This window comes from Micromonospora sp. WMMD558 (assembly GCF_049315255.1).
Lineage (GTDB): Bacteria > Actinomycetota > Actinomycetes > Mycobacteriales > Micromonosporaceae > Micromonospora.
The window spans coordinates 3,529,258-3,548,472 of the sequence record NZ_CP186061.1; the positions used below are offsets into that span (position 1 = coordinate 3,529,258).

16 protein-coding genes are annotated in these 19,215 nt (G+C 72.8%); 9 read left to right on the top strand and 7 right to left on the bottom strand.

Annotation, left to right across the window (positions count from 1 at the left end):
- Nucleotides 1–123: 123 nt before the first annotated feature.
- The gene (recQ, locus tag ACN26Y_RS17115; protein ID WP_422733009.1) at nt 124–1,959 is read right to left on the bottom strand and encodes a DNA helicase RecQ; all 1,836 of its coding nucleotides are present in this window, start codon (nt 1,957–1,959) and stop codon (nt 124–126) included.
- Nucleotides 1,960–2,284: 325 nt separating this feature from the next.
- Between recQ and rapZ the strand changes: the two genes are divergently transcribed.
- From rapZ to ACN26Y_RS17155, 8 genes are all read left to right on the top strand, one after another.
- Nucleotides 2,285–3,169, top strand: a complete 885-nt coding sequence (rapZ, locus tag ACN26Y_RS17120; protein WP_155334127.1) for an RNase adapter RapZ — start codon at nt 2,285–2,287, stop codon at nt 3,167–3,169.
- Entirely contained in the window at nt 3,166–4,260 is a 1,095-nt protein-coding gene (locus ACN26Y_RS17125) for a gluconeogenesis factor YvcK family protein (RefSeq protein ID WP_155331227.1), read from the top strand. The genes rapZ and ACN26Y_RS17125 overlap by 4 nt, the downstream gene beginning before the upstream one ends.
- A gap of 54 nt (nt 4,261–4,314) precedes the next feature.
- On the top strand, nt 4,315–5,295 hold the full coding sequence (gene whiA, locus ACN26Y_RS17130; RefSeq protein WP_155334128.1) for a DNA-binding protein WhiA: 981 nt from the start codon (nt 4,315–4,317) through the stop codon (nt 5,293–5,295).
- Nucleotides 5,296–5,562: 267 nt separating this feature from the next.
- Entirely contained in the window at nt 5,563–6,567 is a 1,005-nt protein-coding gene (gene gap, locus ACN26Y_RS17135; protein ID WP_155331228.1) for a type I glyceraldehyde-3-phosphate dehydrogenase, read from the top strand.
- The gene (locus ACN26Y_RS17140; RefSeq protein ID WP_155331229.1) at nt 6,564–7,787 is read left to right on the top strand and encodes a phosphoglycerate kinase; all 1,224 of its coding nucleotides are present in this window, start codon (nt 6,564–6,566) and stop codon (nt 7,785–7,787) included. Before gap ends, ACN26Y_RS17140 begins: the two co-directional genes overlap by 4 nt.
- Complete coding sequence (gene tpiA / locus ACN26Y_RS17145) at nt 7,788–8,579, top strand: triose-phosphate isomerase (protein ID WP_155331230.1); 792 nt, start codon at nt 7,788–7,790, stop codon at nt 8,577–8,579. It begins immediately after the preceding gene.
- 95 nt (nt 8,580–8,674) lie between these two features.
- On the top strand, nt 8,675–8,938 hold the full coding sequence (secG, locus tag ACN26Y_RS17150) for a preprotein translocase subunit SecG (protein WP_155331231.1): 264 nt from the start codon (nt 8,675–8,677) through the stop codon (nt 8,936–8,938).
- 141 nt (nt 8,939–9,079) lie between these two features.
- Nucleotides 9,080–9,430, top strand: a complete 351-nt coding sequence (locus ACN26Y_RS17155) for an RNA polymerase-binding protein RbpA (protein ID WP_155331232.1) — start codon at nt 9,080–9,082, stop codon at nt 9,428–9,430.
- A 53-nt stretch (nt 9,431–9,483) separates the two neighbouring features.
- On the opposite strand, the gene pgl is transcribed toward ACN26Y_RS17155, so the two are convergent.
- The 6 genes from pgl to tkt form a co-directional block, all read right to left on the bottom strand.
- Nucleotides 9,484–10,254: a 6-phosphogluconolactonase gene (gene pgl / locus ACN26Y_RS17160; RefSeq protein WP_155331233.1), complete on the bottom strand. Its 771-nt coding sequence runs from the start codon at nt 10,252–10,254 to the stop codon at nt 9,484–9,486.
- A gap of 61 nt (nt 10,255–10,315) precedes the next feature.
- A complete protein-coding gene (locus ACN26Y_RS17165; protein ID WP_155331234.1) occupies nt 10,316–11,332 on the bottom strand; it encodes a glucose-6-phosphate dehydrogenase assembly protein OpcA in 1,017 nt (338 codons plus the stop codon).
- Between the two features lie 34 nt (nt 11,333–11,366).
- Complete coding sequence (gene zwf, locus ACN26Y_RS17170; protein WP_366602216.1) at nt 11,367–12,884, bottom strand: glucose-6-phosphate dehydrogenase; 1,518 nt, start codon at nt 12,882–12,884, stop codon at nt 11,367–11,369.
- Nucleotides 12,885–12,922: 38 nt separating this feature from the next.
- Nucleotides 12,923–14,572 (bottom strand): glucose-6-phosphate isomerase, encoded by a 1,650-nt coding sequence (locus tag ACN26Y_RS17175; protein WP_366602164.1) that lies wholly within the window; start codon nt 14,570–14,572, stop codon nt 12,923–12,925.
- A 76-nt stretch (nt 14,573–14,648) separates the two neighbouring features.
- Nucleotides 14,649–15,827, bottom strand: coding sequence for a transaldolase (gene tal, locus ACN26Y_RS17180; protein ID WP_366602166.1), 1,179 nt, complete (start codon nt 15,825–15,827; stop codon nt 14,649–14,651).
- A 16-nt stretch (nt 15,828–15,843) separates the two neighbouring features.
- Entirely contained in the window at nt 15,844–17,982 is a 2,139-nt protein-coding gene (tkt, locus tag ACN26Y_RS17185) for a transketolase (protein WP_422733010.1), read from the bottom strand.
- 265 nt (nt 17,983–18,247) lie between these two features.
- Between tkt and ACN26Y_RS17190 the strand changes: the two genes are divergently transcribed.
- Nucleotides 18,248–19,204, top strand: coding sequence for a heme o synthase (locus ACN26Y_RS17190; RefSeq protein ID WP_155331238.1), 957 nt, complete (start codon nt 18,248–18,250; stop codon nt 19,202–19,204).
- Nucleotides 19,205–19,215: the final 11 nt, after the last annotated feature.

Consider the following 19,215-nt stretch of genomic DNA (forward strand, 5'->3'; position numbering starts at 1 on the left):
CAGGCGACGAGACGGCAACGTCGGGGAAGTTGCTGCCTCCCGTGCGGCTGAGGCAGCAACTTCCCCGATGTTGCTTGGAGTTTGGAACGGGTGCGACGCGGCGCGGGTGTGACGGGGGTCGGGTCAGGTCTCGGCGAGGACGGTGAGGATCTGCTCGCCGTACTTCGCGAGCTTCGCCTCGCCGACCCCGCTGACCCGGGACAGGTCCGCGAGGGAGGCCGGCGCGTCGTTGGCGATCTGGCGGAGGGTGGCGTCGTGGAAGATCACGTACGCCGGGACGCCCTGCTCCTTCGCGGTGGCGGCCCGCCAGGCGCGCAGCCGCTCGAAGACGCCGGCGGCGGTCGGGGTGAGCTCGGCGACCACGGTCGCCGCGCCGCGTGGTTTCGCCGACCGGCCCGACGGCGCGCGGGCCGGCTCGCGGCGCAGCATGACCGTGCGGCGCCGCCCTAGCACCTCGCCGCTGGTCCCGGTGAGGGCCAGGGTGCCGTAGTCGCCCTCGACCGCCAGCAACCCCTCGGCCAGCAGTTGGCGGACCACGCCCCGCCACTCCGCCTCGCTCAGCTCCGCGCCGACGCCGAACACGGTCAGCGAGTCGTGCCCGTACTGCGTGATCTTGTCGGTGGTGCGGCCGAGCAGGATGTCGACGCAGTGCCCGGCGCCGAACCGCTGGTTGCGCTCGCGGTCGAGCCGGTACACCGTGGAGAGCAGCTTCTGCGCGGGAACCGTGCCGTCCCAGGACTCCGGGGGCTCAAGGCAGGTGTCGCAGTTGCCGCAGGCGGCGGAGGTCTCACCGAAGTACTCCAGCAACTGCATCCGCCGGCAGCGGACCGTCTCGCAGAGCGCGAGCATCGCGTCCAGGTGGGCGGCCAGGTTGCGCCGGTGCGCCAGGTCGCCCTCCGACGTCTCGATCATCCGGCGCTGCTGCACCACGTCCTGGAGGCCGTACGCGAGCCACGCCGTCGACGGCAGCCCGTCGCGGCCGGCGCGGCCGGTCTCCTGGTAGTAGCCCTCCACCGACTTCGGCAGGTCCAGGTGGGCGACGAAGCGGACGTCCGGCTTGTCGATGCCCATGCCGAACGCGATCGTCGCGACCATGACCAGCCCGTCCTCGCGCAGGAAGCGCTGCTGGTTCGCCGCCCGGGTCGCCGCGTCCAGCCCGGCGTGGTACGGCAGGGCGGGAATCCCGTTCCCGACGAGGAACTCGGCCGTCTTCTCCACCGAGGCCCGGGACAGGCAGTAGACGATGCCCGCGTCGCCCGCGTGCTCGTCGCGCAGCAGGCCGAGCAACTGCTTGCGTGGCTCCCGCTTGGGCACGATGCGGTACTGGATGTTGGGCCGGTCGAAGCTCGCCACGAAGTGCCGGGCCTCGGTGAGGCGCAACCGGGTCGCGATCTCGGCGCGGGTGGCGCTGGTGGCCGTGGCGGTGAGCGCGATGCGGGGGACGCCCGGCCAGCGCTCGTGCAGCATCGACAGGTTGAGGTAGTCGGGGCGGAAGTCGTGCCCCCACTGCGACACGCAGTGCGCCTCGTCGATCGCGAACAGCGCGATCCGCCCCTGCTCCAGCAGGTGGACCGTGCCGCGGCCGGCGAGGGCCTCCGGGGCGAGGTAGAGCAGGTCCAGCTCGCCGGCGAGGAACGCCGCCTCCACCCGGCGCCGGGCCTGCGGGTCCTGCGTCGAGTTGAGGAAGCCGGCCCGGACGCCGACCGCGGTCAGGGCGTCGACCTGGTCCTGCATGAGGGCGATCAGCGGCGAGACCACCACGCCCACGCCGTCGCGGACCAGCGCCGGGATCTGGTAGCAGAGCGACTTCCCGCCACCGGTCGGCATCAGCACCAGCGCGTCGCCGCCGGCCACCACGTGGTCGACGACCTCATGCTGGAAGCCCCGGAACGCGTCGTAGCCGAAGACCCGGCGCAGCGCCTCCAGCGCGCCGGGCCGCTGATCGGTGGGGGAGGACATTGGCGCAGTCTACGAGCGACCCCCGACGCGCGGCCGAACGCGCGGCTGAACACTCGGCTGGGTGCCACCGCGAGCGCCGGGCCTCACGCGCGGCCGAGCGCCACGGCCGACGCCACCGCTGACGGGCGGTCGGCCGGGTGGAATACGACGTATCCGGACAATCAGGTGTTCCGGGCGCCACCCCGTGGAATCCCGGGTGGGGTCGGAGCCGTTAGAGTCGCTGACTGACCATGCGCGGCCGGGCCGGCCGCGACGTCACGGGTGGGGGTTTCTGGTGAGCGAGGCGCGGACCGCGGAGCAGGCCGCCACGGCGGCTGCGGAGATCATGGGCCAGCCGGCGCCGGCGGAGGCGGACACCACCCTCGTGGTGGTGACCGGCGTGTCCGGCGGCGGTCGCAGCACCGTCGCCCGGGCTCTCGAGAACGTCGGCTACTACGTGGTGGACAACCTGCCCCAGGCGCTCATGCTCGACATGGCCGAGCTGGCCATGAAGGCCGGCGGCGCCGCCCGGCGTACGGCGATGGTGCTGGACGTGCGCTCGCGGGCGTTCTCCACCGACCTGGTGGGGGCGATCCGTGAGCTCAAGGAACGCGGCTTCTCGCCCCGGGTGGTCTTCGTCGACGCCGACGACGAGGTGCTGATCCGGCGGTTCGAGAGCGTCCGCCGCTCGCACCCCCTCCAGGGAGAGGGCCGGCTCGCCGACGGCATCGCCGTGGAGCGTGGGCTCCTGGCGGAGGCCCGCGACCAGGCCGACGTGATCATCGACACCAGCCACCTGAACGTCAACCAGCTGCGGCGGCGCATCGAGGAGCTGTTCGGCGGGGAGGACGCCCGCCGGCTGCGGGTCACCGTGCTCTCCTTCGGCTTCAAGTACGGGCTCCCGCCGGACGCCGACTTCGTGTGCGACGCCCGGTTCCTGCCGAACCCGTACTGGGTGCCGGAGTTGCGCGAGCACACCGGGCGGGAGCAGGCGGTCAGCTCGTACGTGCTGGGCCAGGAGGGCGCGGACGCCTTCGTGGCCACGTACGCCGACCTGGTCAACGCCACCACCGCCGGCTTCGAGCGGGAGGGCAAGCGCTACCTGACCGTCGCGGTGGGCTGCACCGGCGGCAAGCACCGCAGCGTCGCCATCGCCGAGGAACTGGCCGCCCGGCTGCGCCAGTCCGGTATCGCCGCCAACGCCCAGCACCGCGACCTGGGGCGCGAATGACGGCCAGCCGCGTGGTCGCCTTCGGGGGAGGGCACGGCCTCTCCGCCTCGCTGCGTGCGCTGCGGCGCTGCGCACCCGAGCTCGACCTGGACATCACCGCGGTGGTCACCGTCGGCGACGACGGCGGATCGAGCGGCCGGCTGCGCGCCGAGCGGGGTGGCCTGCCGCCGGGCGACCTGCGCCAGGCCCTCGTCGCGCTGGCCGGAGACCACCCGTCGACCCGGCGCAGCGCCGGGTTGTTCCAGCACCGCTTCGCCGACGTGTCCGCGCAGGGGGCCGGTCGGGGCGCGCCCACCGGTGCCGCCTGCGGTGGCACGCCGACCTGGCCCGCCGGCCGGGAGACGCCCACCGGCCGGGAGACGCCCACCGGTGCCGCAGGCCGGCACACCGTGCCGCAGGGCGACGGGCTGGCCGGGCACGCGGTGGGCAACCTCGTCCTCTGCGGCCTGATGGAGCTGCTCGGCGACCCGGTGGCCGCCCTGGAGCACGCCGGCGCCATGCTCGGCGCGGTCGGCCGGGTGCTGCCGATGTCCTGCGAGCCGGTGGGGATCGAGGCGCGGGTCCGGGGCGTCGACCCGGCCCGTCCCGACGACGTCGACACCGTCACCGGCCAGCACCAGGTGGCCGTCACCACGGGGCGGGTCGAGTCGCTGCGGCTCAACCCGGAGGCACCGGAGGCCTGCCCGCAGGCGCTGGACGCGATCGGCGCGGCCGACTGGCTGATCTTCGGGCCGGGCAGCTGGTACACCAGCGTGCTGCCGCACCTGCTGGTGCCGGAGCTGGCCGCCGCCATCGTCGGGAGCCCGGCCCGCCGGCTGGTCACGCTCAATCTGGCGGCGGAGAAGGAGACGTTCGGGTTGTCCCTCGCCGACCACCTGGCTGAGCTGCGCTGGTACCTACCGGAGTTGAAGGTGGACTACGTGCTCGGGGATTCCAAGGCGGTGGGTGATCCCGAACCGGTCGGGCGTGCGGCAGAATCGCTTGGTGCCCGGCTGGTCCTCGCCCCCGTCGCGGTCACCGACGGCACTCCCCGTCATGATCCGGCCGCCCTCGGTGCCGCTCTGGTGCCGGTCCTGGGCGCCGCTCGTTAGACACGTACGTAATCTCCGGCGACACGCCGGAACCGGTCCGTGAGGGGACGCACAATGGCGATGACGGCGGCGGTCAAGGACGAGCTGAGCCGGGTCGACGTGCCCAAGCCCTGTTGTCGGCGGGCGGAGATGGCGGCGCTGCTGCGCTTCGCCGGCGGATTGCACATCGTCTCCGGCCGGGTGGTCGTGGAGGCCGAGCTGGACACCGGCGCGGTGGCCCGGCGGCTGCGGCGGGAGATCGCCGAGGTGTACGGGTACCCGAGTGAGATCCACGTGCTCGCCTCCGGCGGCCTGCGCAAGGGCAGCCACTTCATCGTCCGGGTCGTCAAGGACGGCGAGTCCCTGGCCCGGCAGACCGGGCTCCTCGACGTCCGCGGCCGGCCGGTGCGGGGCCTGCCGCCGCACGTGGTCGCCGCGAACGTCTGCTGCGCGGTCTCCGCGTGGCGGGGCGCCTTCATGGCGCACGGCTCGTTGACCGAGCCGGGCCGGTCCAGCGCACTGGAGATCACCTGCCCCGGCCCGGAGTCGGCGCTCGCCCTGGTCGGCGCGGCCCGCCGCATCGGCATCACCGCGAAGAACCGGGAGGTGCGCGGGGTGGACCGGGTGGTCGTCAAGGACGGCGACGCGATCGCCGCCCTGCTCACCCGCATCGGCGCCCACGCCAGCGTCCTCGCCTGGGAGGAGCGTCGGGTGCGGCGCGAGGTGCGCGCCACCGCCAACCGGCTGGCCAACTTCGACGACGCGAACCTGCGCCGCTCGGCGCGCGCCGCGGTGGCCGCCGCCGCCCGGGTGACCCGGGCCCTGGAGATCCTCGCCGAGGACGCGCCGAACCACCTGACCTCGGCCGGCCGGCTGCGGCTGGAACACCGCCAGGCCTCGCTGGAGGAGCTGGGCGCGCTCGCCGACCCGCCGCTGACCAAGGACGCCATCGCCGGCCGGATCCGGCGGCTGCTCGCGCTCGCCGACAAGCGGGCGCGTGACCTGGGCATCCCGGATACCGAAGCGGCTGTCACGCCCGACATGCTCGTGGTCTGATAGGACGGTGGCGGGTCCTACGGCGCGGGAAGGATCACCACCCGCCGCAGCGCGACCCCGCGCGCTCGGATATGGTCGCTGCGTACGGCAAGGGGGCCGGCACCGGCACTCCTCGCCGTGCTCACCGCCTCGGGCGGTCAGGTCCCTCAGACCGCGGCGGGGCGGCCGAGATGAACCGTCAACGGCCGGCTCCAACGGTCGGCGCACACCACTCCGCCGGCCGCGGGTCACCACGCCGGCGGACCAGAACGCGAGGAGATGGGACCTGTGACCATCCGGGTTGGCATCAACGGCTTCGGCCGGATCGGCCGCAACTTCTTCCGGGCAGTGCTGGCGTCCGGCGCTGACATCGAGGTCGTGGCGGTCAACGACCTGACCGACAACGCGACGCTCGCCCACCTTGTCAAGTACGACAGCATCCTCGGCCGCCTCCCGCATGAGGTGAAGGCCACCGCGGACGAGATCACCGTTGGCGGCCGGACCATCAAGGCGTACGCCGAGAAGGACCCGGCGGCGCTGCCGTGGGGTGAGGTCGGCGCGGACGTGGTCATCGAGTCGACCGGCTTCTTCACGGACGGCACCAAGGCGAAGGCGCACATCGACGGCGGGGCCAAGAAGGTCATCATCTCGGCGCCGGCGAAGAACGAGGACGTCACGGTCGTCATGGGCGTCAACCAGGACCAGTACGACCCGGCCAAGCACACCATCATCTCCAACGCCTCCTGCACCACCAACTGCCTGGCGCCGATGGCGAAGGTCCTGCACGACACGTTCGGCATCCAGCAGGGCCTGATGACCACCATCCACGCGTACACCCAGGACCAGAACCTGCAGGACGCCCCCCACAAGGACCTGCGCCGCGCCCGGGCCGCCGCGCTGAACATCGTCCCGACCTCCACCGGCGCCGCGAAGGCGATCGGCCTGGTGCTGCCGGACCTGAAGGGCAAGCTCGACGGCTACGCGCTGCGGGTGCCGATCCCGACCGGCTCCACCACCGACCTGACCGTCACGGTCGGCCGGGAGACCTCGGTGGACGAGGTCAACGCCGCCATGAAGGCCGCCGCCGACGGCCCGCTCCGGGGCATCCTGGTCTACAACGAGGACCCGATCGTGTCGACCGACATCGTCACCGACCCGGCGTCGTGCATCTTCGACGCGCCGCTGACGAAGGTCATCGGCAACCAGGTGAAGGTCGTCGGCTGGTACGACAACGAGTGGGGCTACTCGAACCGCCTGGTGGACCTCGTGAAGCTGGTTGGTCAGTCGCTGTGAGCATCCGGACCCTCGACGACCTGCTCGCCGAGGGGGTGTCGGGTCGGCGCGTGCTGGTGCGCGCCGACCTGAACGTCCCGCTCGACAAGCAGACCGGTGACATCACGGACGACGGCCGCATCCGCGCCGTCCTGCCGACCCTGTCGGCGCTGGTCGAGGCGGGTGCGAAGGTGGTCGTCTGCTCGCACCTGGGCCGGCCGAAGGGCAGCCCGGACCCGCAGTTCAGCCTCCGTCCGGTCGGCGGGCGGCTCGGTGAGCTGCTCGGCGCCGAGGTCCGGTTCGCCGAGGACACCGTCGGCGACTCCGCCCGGTCCACGGTGGAGGGCCTGGCCGACGGTCAGGTCGCCCTCCTGGAGAACCTGCGCTTCAACGCCGGCGAGACCAGCAAGGACGACGCCGAGCGGGGCGCCTTCGCCGATCAGCTCGCCGCGTTCGGCGACGCGTACGTCGACGACGCGTTCGGCGCGGTGCACCGCAAGCACGCCAGCGTGTACGACGTCGCGGCGCGGCTGCCGCACTACGCCGGCCGGCTGCTGCTGCGCGAGGTGGAGGTCCTCTCCACGCTGACCGGCGACCCGGCGCGCCCGTACGTGGTGGTGCTCGGCGGTTCCAAGGTCTCCGACAAGCTCGCGGTGATCGAGGCGCTGCTGCCCAAGGTCGACCGGCTGCTCATCGGTGGCGGCATGTGCTTCACCTTCCTCAAGGCCCAGGGCCACGAGGTGGGCTCCTCCCTGCTGGAGGAGGACATGGTGGAGACCTGCCGCAACCTGCTGGAGCGCTCCGAGAACAAGATCCTGCTCCCGGTCGACGTGGTGGCCGCGGACGCGTTCGCCCCCGACTCGCCGCACGACGTGGTCCCCGCGGACGGCATCCCGAGCAAGCGCGTCGGGCTGGACATCGGCCCCGAGACGGTGGCGGGTTTCGCCGCCGCCGTCAAGACGTCCGCCACCGGCGACCCGGCGAACGCCCAGACGATCTTCTGGAACGGCCCGATGGGCGTGTTCGAGATGGCGGCCTTCGCCAACGGCACCCGGGGGGTGGCCGAAGCCATCGCCGGGTCCGACGCGTTCTCCGTGGTCGGCGGCGGTGACTCCGCCGCGGCGGTGCGCGTGCTCGGCCTGGACGAGAAGTCGTTCAGCCACATCTCCACCGGTGGCGGCGCCTCCCTGGAGTACCTCGAGGGCAAGACCCTCCCCGGCATCGCGGCCCTGGAGAACTGAATGGCGAGCACCACCCGCCGGCCGCTGATGGCCGGCAACTGGAAGATGAACCTCAACCACCTCGAGGCGAACCTGCTGGTGCAGAAGCTCGCCGCGAGCCTCACCGAGAAGCAGCTCACCGAGGTCGAGACGGTGGTGCTGCCGCCGTACACCGACCTGCGCACGGTGCAGACCGCCGTGGACGGCGACAAGCTGCTCATCGGCTACGGCGCGCAGGACCTGTCGCCGCACACGTCGGGCGCGTACACCGGGGACATCGCCGGCCCGATGCTGGCGAAGCTGGGCTGCACCTACGTGGTGGTCGGCCACTCCGAGCGGCGGGCGTACCACCACGAGGACGACGCGCTGGTCAACGCGAAGGTGCAGGCGGCGCTGACCCACGGGCTCACCCCGATCCTCTGCGTGGGGGAGGGGCTGGACGTCCGCGAGCAGGGCACCCACGTGGCGCACTGCAGCGACCAGCTCGACGGCGCCCTCAAGGGGCTCTCCGCCGAGCAGGTGGCGAAGGTCGTGGTCGCGTACGAGCCGGTCTGGGCGATCGGCACCGGCAAGACGGCCACCCCGGAGGACGCCCAGGAGGTGTGCGCGGCGGTCCGCCAGCGCCTGGCCGACACCTTCGGCTCGGAGACCGCGGACCAGGTCCGGGTCTTGTACGGTGGGTCGGTCAAGTCCTCCAACGTGGCGGCGATCATGGCCCAGCCGGACGTGGACGGCGCCCTGGTCGGCGGTGCCAGCCTGGACGCCGAGGAGTTCGCGAAGATCTGCCGGTTCCCGGAGCACACCGCCCGCTGATCGCTCGCTATTCTTGACTCCGCCCGTCCGCCGGCCGGTGCCACCGTGCCCGATCTGCCCGGGCGAGGATCGCAACGAGAGGACTGTCCCCAGCCATGCCGATCTGGTTCGCATACACGTTGATCGTGTTGCTGGTCATCACGAGCATCCTGCTCACCATGCTGATCCTGCTGCACCGCGGTAAGGGCGGCGGGTTGTCCAGCATGTTCGGCGGCGGTGTCAGCTCCAGCCTGGCCGGGTCGTCGGTCGCCGAGAAGAACCTGGATCGTTACACCGTGCTGGTGGGCATCGTCTGGTTCGCCTGCATCGTCGGGCTCGGGCTCTGGCTCCGGCTCCAGCAGACCAGCGGCGTCGCCTGAGCAGGCGCGCCAAGTCGTACAATCTGCGCGCGGTCCGTCCCCCGACGGGCCGCGCGCAGTCCGTTTCAATCCCGCTGCACCGCCGTCGCCCGCCGCCACCCCCTCGACGGCGGTTCCCCTCCGACGAAGGAGCTAGCAGCCGTGCGCAACGGTAACGTCCTCCGGGGCAGCCGGGTGGGCTCCGCCCCGGCCCGCCCCGCCGAACGCTACGAGCCGGCTTCCTGCCGGCCGGTCACCTACTGGTGCCGCAACGGCCACGACGTCGAGATCCGGATCGCCGCCGAGGCGCCGGTACCCGAGGTGTGGGACTGTCCGCGCTGCGGGCTCCCCGCCGGCCGCGACCCCGGGAACCCGCCGGGCCGCGTCCGGTCCGAGCCCTACAAGACCCATCTGGCGTACGTGAAGGAGCGGCGCACCGACGCCGAGGGTGCGGCGATCCTCGCCGAGGCCCTCGACGCCCTGCGCCGCCGCCGCGGCCGGCCGGAGCGTTAAGAAGGGCCCCCTGTACAACGCCAGGCGTTAACAGGGGGCCCTTCCTTACACCTTCAGCGCAGGCTGCGGAAGCGGGCCGGCACGTCGGCCGCCGCGGCCCGGTCCAGCAGCCAGAGGGTACGCCCGGTGCCCTGCACGCCGGCCGCCGGCAGCTGCACCGGACCCGCGCCGGCGAGGGCCATGCCGACCGCGCGGGCCTTGTCCGAACCGCTGGCCACCAGCCACACCTCCTCGGCGGTGTTGATCGCCGGGAGGGTGAGGGTGATGCGGACCGGCGGCGGCTTCGGGCTGCCGCGGACCGCGCTGACCGGCCGGCTCTCGTAGCCCACCGGGTGCTCCGGGAAGACCGACGCCACGTGCCCGTCCTCGCCCACGCCGAGCAGCAGCACGTCGAAGTGGGGAAGCGCGGCGGTGCCCGGGCGGGCCGAGCGGGCCAGTTCGGCGGCGTACCGGGCGGCGGCCTCCTCCGGGTCGTGCCCCGACGGGCCGTCCGAGGCCGGCATCGCGTGCACCCGCGCCGGGTCCAGCGGCACCGCGTCCAGCAGCGCCGCCCGCGCCTGCGTCTCGTTGCGTTCCGGGTCACCGGACGGCAGGAACCGCTCGTCCCCCCACCACACGTCCACCCGGGACCAGTCCACCGCGTCCCGGGCGGGCAGCGCCGCCACCGCCCGGTACACCGCGGCGGCGACCCGGCCGCCGGTGAGCACCACCGACGCCTGGCCGCGTTCGGCCTGCGCGTCGAGGAGCCGGACCACCAGCCGTGCCGCCACCGCCTGCGCCAGCAACTCCGCGTCGGCGTGGACGGCGACACTCGCCTCACTCATGCCTGTGCCTTCGTTTCTCCGGCCCCTGGGCCGGTGCCGCGTCGGGCCCGTCGCCGGGCGATCAGTGCTGCCCGCTGGTCCCGGAGTGCGCGGTGATCCCCGCCTCGGCCCGCTGGGCCTCCGCCGGATCCTTCCAGACGTGCACCCGCTGGGCGGGGCGCTGGTCCAGCCCGGTGAGCCCGGCCGCGGCGCCCAGCGCCTCCGCGTACACCTGGTCGGCGTCGAGCCGGCGCAGCTCCTCGGCCAGCTCGTCGCCGAGCGGCCGGCGGACCAGCGGCAGGTGCCGGTCCTCCTGGCCGGTCCGCCGGAAGATTGCCATGCTGTCGGTCCGGGTCAGCGTCAGCTCGTCGCCGTTGGCGCAGCGCAGCTGCACCTCGTGCATCCGCGGGTGCTGGTCGGTGTGCTGCCACTGCGGGTCGATCCCCAGCCGGGCGGCCAACCAGCCGCGCATCAGAGCGGCCGTCGGGTCGGTGCGCGGCGCGACCACGGTCGCGTCGGTGACCTGCGCCTCGGTGGTGTCGAACGCGCCCGCCACGAGCGTGCGCCACAGCGTGATCCGCGTCCAGGCCAGGTCGGTGTCGCCGGGCACGTAGTCCCAGGCCCGCTGCCGCAGCGCCGCCACCGGGTCGGCCGCCTGCGCCGCGTCGGTGATCCGCCGGTCCGCGACGACACCGAGGAAGTCGGTGGCGATCTCGGCCGGCGGCTCGCCGTGCCACCACGTCACCACCGGAACGTCCGGCACCAGCAGCGGCATCACCACCGACTCGGCGTGCAGGGCCAGCCGCCCGTACATCCGGGTGACCACCGCCTCGCACGGGCCGAGCCGGCCGCCGACGACGATCTCCGCGTCCAGCCGGTTGCGGTCCCGCTCGACGTCGGAGCGGACCACCACCAGCAGCCGGCACGGGTGGGCGGCGGCGGCGATGGTCGCCGCCGCCTCGGCCTCGCGGACCCGCTTCTCGTCCACCACCACGATCAGGGTGAGCGCCATACCGCTGGCCACCCCGCCGGCGCTGCGCCGCTCGGCGGCGAGCGCCTTGACCACCTCGTTGCCGGTGGTGTCCCACAGGCCGATCACAGGAGCCTCCCGGTGTGCTCACGTCGCTCGGTCGTCACGCCCGCCGCCAGGCCCGGCCCTCGCGGGCCAGCATCTCGTCGGCGGCGCGGGGCCCCCACTCGCCGGCCCGGTACGGCTCCGGCGTCGTACCCGCCCAGGCCCGCTCCAACGGGTCCACCGCCGCCCAGCTCTGCTCGACCTCGGCGGCGTCGGGGAAGAGCGTCCGGTCACCGATGAGTACGTCCAGCACCAGCCGTTCGTACGCCTCCGGGCTGGACTCGGTGAACGCCTCGCCGTACTGGAAGTCCATCGCGATGTCGCGGACCTCCATGGCGGTGCCCGGCACCTTCGAGCCGAACTTGAGGACCACGCCCTCGTCCGGCTGGACCCGGATGACGAGCTGGTTGTTGCCCAGCGACTCGACGTCCGTGTCGTCGAACGGCAGGTGCGGCGCCTTCTTGAACATGATGGCGACCTCGGTGACGCGGCGCGGCAGCCGCTTGCCGGCCCGGATGTAGAACGGCACCTCCGCCCAGCGGCGGTTCTGGATGCCCAGCCGCACCGCCACGTACGTCTCCGTCGTGGAGTCCGGCGGCACACCCTCCTCCTCCAGGTAGCCCACGGCGCGTTCGCCGCCCACCCAGCCGGGCAGGTACTGGCCCCGGACGGTGCCCTTGTCGACGTCCTTCGGCAGGGTGATCGCCTTGAGCACCTTCAGCTTCTCGGTGCGGATCTCGTCCGGGGCGAAGCTGGTCGGCTCCTCCATCGCCACCAGCGCCAGCAGCTGGAGCAGGTGGTTCTGGAGGACGTCCCGGGCGGCGCCGGCCGAGTCGTAGAACCCCGCCCGGGTGCCGATGCCGACGTCCTCGGCCATGGTGATCTGCACCGAGTCGACGTACTTCGAGTTCCACAGGGGCTCGAAGAGGTTGTTGGCGAACCGCAGGGCGAGGATGTTCTGGACGGTCTCCTTGCCCAGGTAGTGGTCGATCCGGAAGACGTCCTCGCGGGTGAAGACGTCGTCGACCAGGTCGTTGAGGGCCTTCGCCGAGGGCAGGTCGTTGCCGAACGGCTTCTCCACCACCACCCGGCGCCACCCGCCGGACTTGGCGTTGTCGGCCATGCCGGTGCGGGCGAGTTGCTTGAGCACCACCGGGAACGCCGCCGGGGGGATGGAGAAGTAGAAGGCGGCGTTGCCGGGGATGCCGTGGGTGCTGCGCAGCTCGTCCAGGGTGTCCGCCAGGTGGTCGAACGCGGAGTCGTCGTCGAACGACCCGCCGACGAACTTCATGTTGCCGGCCAGCCGGGCCCACACCTCCTCCCGCCACGGGGTGCGGGCGTGCTTCTTCGCCGACTCGCAGGCCAGCGTCTCGAAGTCGCCGTGGCCCCAGTCGCGGCGGGCGAAGCCGAGCACGACGAAGCCCGGGGGCAGCAGCCCCCGGTTCGCGAGGTCGTACACGGCCGGCAGCAGCTTCTTGCGGGCCAGGTCCCCGGTGACGCCGAAGATCACCAGAGCGCAGGGCTCCGGGATCCTCGGCAGCCGCCGGTCCTGCGGGTCGCGTAGCGGGTTCTTCACGCCGCCTCCTCGCTCCGCCTCGGTCACGTCCGTCATCGTCACGCGCGCGGTGCCCCGACCGCATCGAGCAGCTGGGCCACGCCCGCGGACCGCTCGGTCAGGTGCAGCCGCAGCAGCGGGCGCTTCCGGCCGGCCAGGGCCTGCCGGTCGCCGGCGGCCTGCGCCGCCTGCAGCTCCCCGAAGGTGTACGGCTTGCCGGGCACCTGCAGATCAACGTCGACCGCGCCGGTGATCTGCAGGAAGCTGCCGAGCTGCGGGCCGCCCTTGTGGTACTGGCCGGTGGAGTGCAGGAACCGCGGCCCCCAGCCGAAGGTCACCGGCCGGTCGGTGCGCCCGGCGAGCAGCGGCCGCAGTCGGGCCGCGTCGGCGTCGGCGAACCGGTCGAGGTACGCCATCACCGCGAGGTACCCGTCGTCCTCCACCCCGTCGAGCAGCCAGCGCAGGACGCCGGCAAGGTCGCCCGGTGCGCCCGCCGGCGCGTACACCTCGATCGCGCCCTCGGTGAACGACGGCGTCTCCGCCGGCGGCCCCGAGGCCAGGATCTTGTTGGTGTTCTCCTTGGATTCGGTCACGTTCGGCTGGTTGAACGGGTCGATGCCGAGCACCACGCCGGCGATCGCGGTGGCGTACTCCCAGGTCAGGAACTGGGCGCCGAGCGGGCCGTTGACCGCCACGTCGGGGTCGGCGCCGCCGCCGGGGACGGTGCCGGCGGGCAGTGCGCCGCCGTAGGTCACGGTGAGCACGTTCCGGCCCGTGGTGCCGGGGCCCTGGGGGGACTCCACCACGACCGGGAGGATGCCGACGCCGGCCTTGCCGGTGGACTCGGCGACCAGCTGCTCGATCCAGTCGCCGAGCCCGTCGATGCCGGTGCCGTCGGAGACCAGCGCGACCTTGTCCCGGCCCATCGTGGCCGCCGCTCCGAGCGCGGCGCCGAGGGCCAGCCCCGGGTTGTCCCGGTCCCGGCCCAGGGACTCGGCGAGCGCGTCGGCCTCGTCGAGGAGGTCGGCCACCTCGACACCGGCCAGCGCCGTCGGGACCAGCCCGAACGCGGTCAGTGCCGAGTAGCGCCCGCCGACGTTGGGATCGGCCAGGACGCAGAACGCGCCCATCTCGGCGGCGGTCTGCTCGAGCGGGGAGCCCGGGTCGGTCACGACGACGAAGTGCCGGCCGGCCTCCTCCTCGGTCATCCCGGCGTCCAGGAACGCCTGCCAGTACGCGCGGCGGTGGCTGTCGGTCTCCACCGTCGAGCCGGACTTGCTGGCGACCACGACCACCGTCCGCTCCAGCCGGTCGGCCAGGGCCGCCCGGACCTGGCCGGGGTCGGTGGTGTCCAGCACGGTCAGCGGCCTGCCGAGGGTGAGCGCGATCACCTCGGGGGCCAGCGACGAGCCGCCCATGCCGGCGAGCACGACGTGGTCCAGGTCGCCCAGCTCCGCCTTCAGCTCGGCGAGCTGGGGGAGCAGTTCGCGGCTGCGGCGGTGGGTGTCCACCCAGCCGAGCCGGATCTTCGCCTCGGCTTCGGCCTCCGGGCCCCACAGGGTCGGGTCCTTGCGGGCCAGCCGGCCCGGGGCCTCGTTCGCCACGAGCGCCTGGCGGGTGGAGGCAGGTGCCGACCGGTCGACGGCGTCCGCCCCGTACACGGCGAGCCCGGCCGCCGCCTCCACCGGCCCGGAAAGCAGGTCACTCACGCCGCCACCTCGCTTCGCTCGGCGGCGGCGCGAGGCGCCACACTGCGGTGCCTGATGGTTCGCTCGCTGCGCTCGCTCACGCGTTACCTCCGGCCTTCCGCGCGGCCTCGGCGCTGTCCTTGGCGGCGCCACCCGGGTGACCGGTGCCCTTGACCGCCGCCTCCAGCGACTTGCGGACGCCGTCGAGCAGCTCGTTCCAGCTCGTCTCGAACTTCTCCACGCCCTCGCGCTCCAGCGTCTCGATCACGTCGGCCATGTCGACGCCGACCGACTCCAGACCCGCGAAGACCTGCCGGGCGTCGTCGTACGCGCCGGTGACGGTGTCGCCCCGGACCTCGCCGTGGTCGGCGAACGCGTGGATCACCGGCTCCGGCATGGTGTTGACGGTGCCGGGCGCGATCAGCTCCTCCACGTAGATCACGTCCCGGTAGTCCGGGTTCTTCGTCGAGGTGGACGCCCACAGCGGGCGCTGCGGGTGCGCCCCGGCGTCGGCGAGGGCCTGCCAGCGATCGGAGGAGAAGACCTCGGTGTAACGCTCGTAGGCGAGCCGCGCGTTGGCGACCGCGGCCTTGCCGCGCAGCGCCCTGGCCTCCGCCGAGCCGATCTTCTCCAGGCGCTTGTCGACCTCCGTGTCGACCCGCGACACGAAGAACGACGCCACCGATCCGATCTTGGACAGGTCGTGGCCGTTGGCCTTCGCCTGCTCCAGACCGGCGAGGAACGCGTCCATGACCTGCGAGTACCGGTCCAGGCCGAAGATCAGGGTGACGTTGACGCTGATGCCCTCGGCCAGGGTGGCGGTGATCGCCGGCAGGCCGGCCTCGGTGGCCGGGATCTTGATGAAGAGGTTCGGCCGGTCGACCAGCCACCAGAGCGCCTTCGCCTCGGCGACGGTCCGCTCCGTCTCGTACGCCAGCCGCGGGTCCACCTCCAGGGAGACCCGGCCGTCGACCCCGGCGGTGGCGTCGTACGCCGGGCGCATCACGTCGCAGGCCCACCGCACGTCGTACGCGGTGAGGTTGCGCACCGCCTCCTCGACGTCCACCCCGCGGATGGCCAGGTCGCGCAGCTGCCAGTCGTACTCGTCGGCGTCGCTCAGCGCCTTGGCGAAGATCGTCGGATTGCTGGTCACGCCGACGAGGTGCTGTTCCCGGCGCAGCTGGTCCAGTCCGCCGGAGCTGAGCCGTACCCGTGAAAGATCATCGAGCCAGACCGCCACGCCCGCGGCGGTGAGCTCACCCAACCTGTCCGTCATGCCGTCCACGCTCCCCTCAGTTGCCGGTGGTGAAACCAGTGATGTCACCGACGCGGGTCAGCGCCGCGTGCGCGGCGGCCACGATCCGGTCGGGGGTGAACCCGAACTGCTCGAAGAGCACCGAGTGCGGGGCGCTCGCCCCGTAGTGCTCCAGGCTGACGGTCTCGCCGCAGTCGCCGACGATCGCGCGCCACGACATCGCGACACCCGCCTCCACGCTGACCCGCGCCCGCACGCTCCGCGGCAGGACCGACTCGCGGTACGCCTCGTCCTGCTCGGCGAACCACTCCTGGCACGGCATCGACACCACGCGGGTGGGGGTGCCGTCGGCCTCCAGCCGCTCCCGGGCGGTGAGGCAGAGCTGCACCTCCGACCCGGTGCCGACGATGATCACCTGCGGCTTGCCGGTGGACGCCTCGGCCAGTACGTACCCGCCCTTCGCCACACCCTCGGCGCCCGCGAGGGTCGACCGGTCGACGGTCGGCAGCGCCTGGCGGCTGAGCGCCAGCGCGGTCGGCCGGTCGGTGTGCTCGAGGGCCCGCCGCCAGGCCCACGCGGTCTCGTTCGCGTCGGCCGGGCGGACCACGTCCAGGCCGGGGATGGCCCGCAGCGCGGTCAGGTGCTCCACCGGCTGGTGGGTCGGGCCGTCCTCGCCGAGGCCGATCGAGTCGTGCGTCCAGACGTAGATCACCGGCAGCTTCATCAGCGCCGCGAGCCGGACGGAGGGGCGCATGTAGTCGCTGAAGACGAGGAACGTGCCGCCGTACGGGCGGGTGCCGCCGTGCAGGGCGATGCCGTTGAGGATCGCGCCCATCGCGTGCTCGCGGATGCCGAAGTGCAGCGTGCGGCCGTACTCGTGGCCGGGGAAGTCCTTGGTCGCGTGCACGGCCGGGACGAACGACGGCTCGCCCTTCATGGTGGTGTTGTTGCTCTCGGCCAGGTCGGCGGAGCCGCCCCACAGCTCCGGCAGCACCGGCGCGAGCGCCTCGAGCACCTTGCCGGACGCGGCGCGGGTGGCGATGCCCTTGGCGTCGGCGGGGAACTCCGGCAGCGCGTCCGTCCAGCCCTGCGGCAGCGTACGGGTGGCCAGCCGGTCCCAGAGCGCCCTGCGCTCGGGGTTGCCCTGCGCCCAGGTTTCGAAGGCGTCGGTCCAGGAGCGCTGTGCCTCCGCACCGCGCTCCATCACCTGCCGCGCGTGCTTGAGGACCTCCTCGTCGACCTCGAAGGTGTTCTGCGGGTCGAAGCCGAGGATCTGCTTGGTGGCGGCGACCTCGTCGGCGCCGAGCGCCGAGCCGTGGATCTTGCCGGTGTTCTGCTTGTTGGGGGCGGGCCAGCCGATGATGGTCCGCAGCGCGATGAAGGAGGGGCGGCCGGTCTCCGCCTTGGCGGCCAGCAGCGCCCGGTACAGGGCCTCCACGTCCTCGTGGTAGTCGCCCTGGTCGGCGTCGCCGCGGCGCCAGTCCACCGTCTGGACGTGCCAGCCGTACGCCTCGTAACGGGCCGCGACGTCCTCGCTCTTGGCGATGCGGGTGTCGTCCTCGATCGAGATCTCGTTGTCGTCGTAGATCAGGCAGAGGTTGCCCAGCTGCTGGTGCCCGGCGAGCGCGCTCGCCTCGTGGGAGATGCCCTCCTCGATGTCGCCGTCGGAGGCGATGCACCAGATGTCGTGGTCGAAGACCGAGGCGCCCGGCTCGGCCTCCGGGTCGAACAGGCCACGCTCCCGGCGGGCCGCCATCGCCATGCCGACCGCGTTGCCGACGCCCTGCCCGAGCGGGCCGGTCGTGGTCTCCACGCCCGGGGTGTGCCCGTGCTCCGGGTGGCCCGGGGTCAGCGAACCCCACTGCCGCAGCGACTTCAGGTCCTCCAGGCCCAGCGGGTAACCGGAGAGGAAGAGCTGGATGTAGAGGGTGAGGCTGGAGTGGCCGGCGGAGAGGACGAACCGGTCCCGGCCCGGCCAGGTCGGGTCCGCGGGGTTGTGCCGCATGACCCGGTTGAAGAGCAGGTAGGCCGCGGGCGCGAGGCTCATCGCGGTGCCGGGGTGACCGTTGCCGGATTTCTCCACGGCGTCCATGGCCAGCACGCGGACCGTGTCGACGGCCCGGCGGTCGAGGTCGGACCAGTTCAGTGCGGGGTGCTCGGGTCGGTTGGCAGCCACGATGGTTGTGCTCCTCGGCAGATGGGCGGAACCCTCACTGGTGACCCTATCGAGCGGTCCTAAACGTCCGCCCAGGGATCTCTGCATGCTGTTCTGTACGTCTCCGCGCGGTTGCACGTTCGATCGAGGGTGTGACGCCCCGCACCGTTGCCGGGTCGCCCGGGCTGCCAAAACGACAGCGCGTAGTGTGTGGGGCGGTGTGTGGACCCCGAGCCGGGTCGCGCCGATCCCGACCTCCCCAGCCGACGCCGGAAGGTGGCAATCCGTGAGCATGATCACCGAGCGCCCCGTCAGCAACCCTGCCGGGCAGCCGGTGCGCACGGTGCCGGCCGACGAGGCCACCTCGCGGCGGGACGTGCGGGCGGTCGTCGCGGCGTATGTGGCGTTGACCAAGCCCCGGATCGTCGAGTTGCTGCTGGTCACCACCGTGCCCGCGATGATGCTCGCGCACGGCGGCATGCCCTCGCTGTGGCTGGTCGCCGTGGTGCTGGTCGGCGGGTCGCTCGCCGCCGGCGCGGCCAGCGTCCTCAACTGCTACATCGACCGGGACATCGACCAGCTCATGCGGCGGACCAAGCGTCGCCCGCTGCCGGCGCACACCGTGACGCCGCGCAACGCGCTGGTCTTCGGCCTGGTGCTGGCCGTGGTGTCGGTGGCGCTGATGGCGGCGTTCACCAACCTCCTGGCGGCCGGCCTCACCCTGGCGGCGATCGTCTACTACGACCTCGTCTACACCGCCTGGCTCAAGCGCACGACCGCGGCGAACACCTTCTGGGGCGGCGCGTGCGGGGCCGCGCCGGTGCTGATCGGCTGGGCGGCGGTGACCGGTTCGCTGGCGCCCGCCGCGTGGGCGCTGTTCGCGGTGGTCTTCTTCTGGCAGATGCCGCACTTCTACCCGCTCGCCATGAAGTACAAGGACGACTACGCGCGAGCCGGCATCCCGATGCTGCCGGTGGTGGCGTCCACCCGCCGGGTCAACGCCGAGATCCTGGTCTTCGCCTGGCTGACCGTGCTCACCTCGCTGGCGGTCTGGCCGCTCGGGATGAGCGCCGTCTACGGCGTGCCGACCCTGGTGGTGGGCGCGATCTTCCTGGTGGAGGCGCACAAGCTGGCGCGCCGGGCGAGCCGGGGCGAGGCGGTCAAGCCGATGCGGCTGTTCCACTGGTCGACGACGTACCTGACCATCGTGTTCGCGGCGGTCGCGCTCGACGCGTTGATCTGATCCACTCCCGA

What these genes read in the sequence shown, in the direction of transcription:
- recQ (WP_422733009.1), bottom strand. Translation starts at nt 1,959, where the DNA reads ATGTCCTCCCCCACCGATCAGCGGCCCGGCGCGCTGGAGGCGCTGCGC.
- rapZ (WP_155334127.1), top strand. Translation starts at nt 2,285, where the DNA reads ATGGGCCAGCCGGCGCCGGCGGAGGCGGACACCACCCTCGTGGTGGTG.
- ACN26Y_RS17125 (WP_155331227.1), top strand. Translation starts at nt 3,166, where the DNA reads ATGACGGCCAGCCGCGTGGTCGCCTTCGGGGGAGGGCACGGCCTCTCC.
- whiA (WP_155334128.1), top strand. Translation starts at nt 4,315, where the DNA reads ATGGCGATGACGGCGGCGGTCAAGGACGAGCTGAGCCGGGTCGACGTG.
- tpiA (WP_155331230.1), top strand. Translation starts at nt 7,788, where the DNA reads ATGGCGAGCACCACCCGCCGGCCGCTGATGGCCGGCAACTGGAAGATG.
- secG (WP_155331231.1), top strand. Translation starts at nt 8,675, where the DNA reads ATGCCGATCTGGTTCGCATACACGTTGATCGTGTTGCTGGTCATCACG.
- pgl (WP_155331233.1), bottom strand. Translation starts at nt 10,254, where the DNA reads ATGAGTGAGGCGAGTGTCGCCGTCCACGCCGACGCGGAGTTGCTGGCG.
- tal (WP_366602166.1), bottom strand. Translation starts at nt 15,827, where the DNA reads ATGACGGACAGGTTGGGTGAGCTCACCGCCGCGGGCGTGGCGGTCTGG.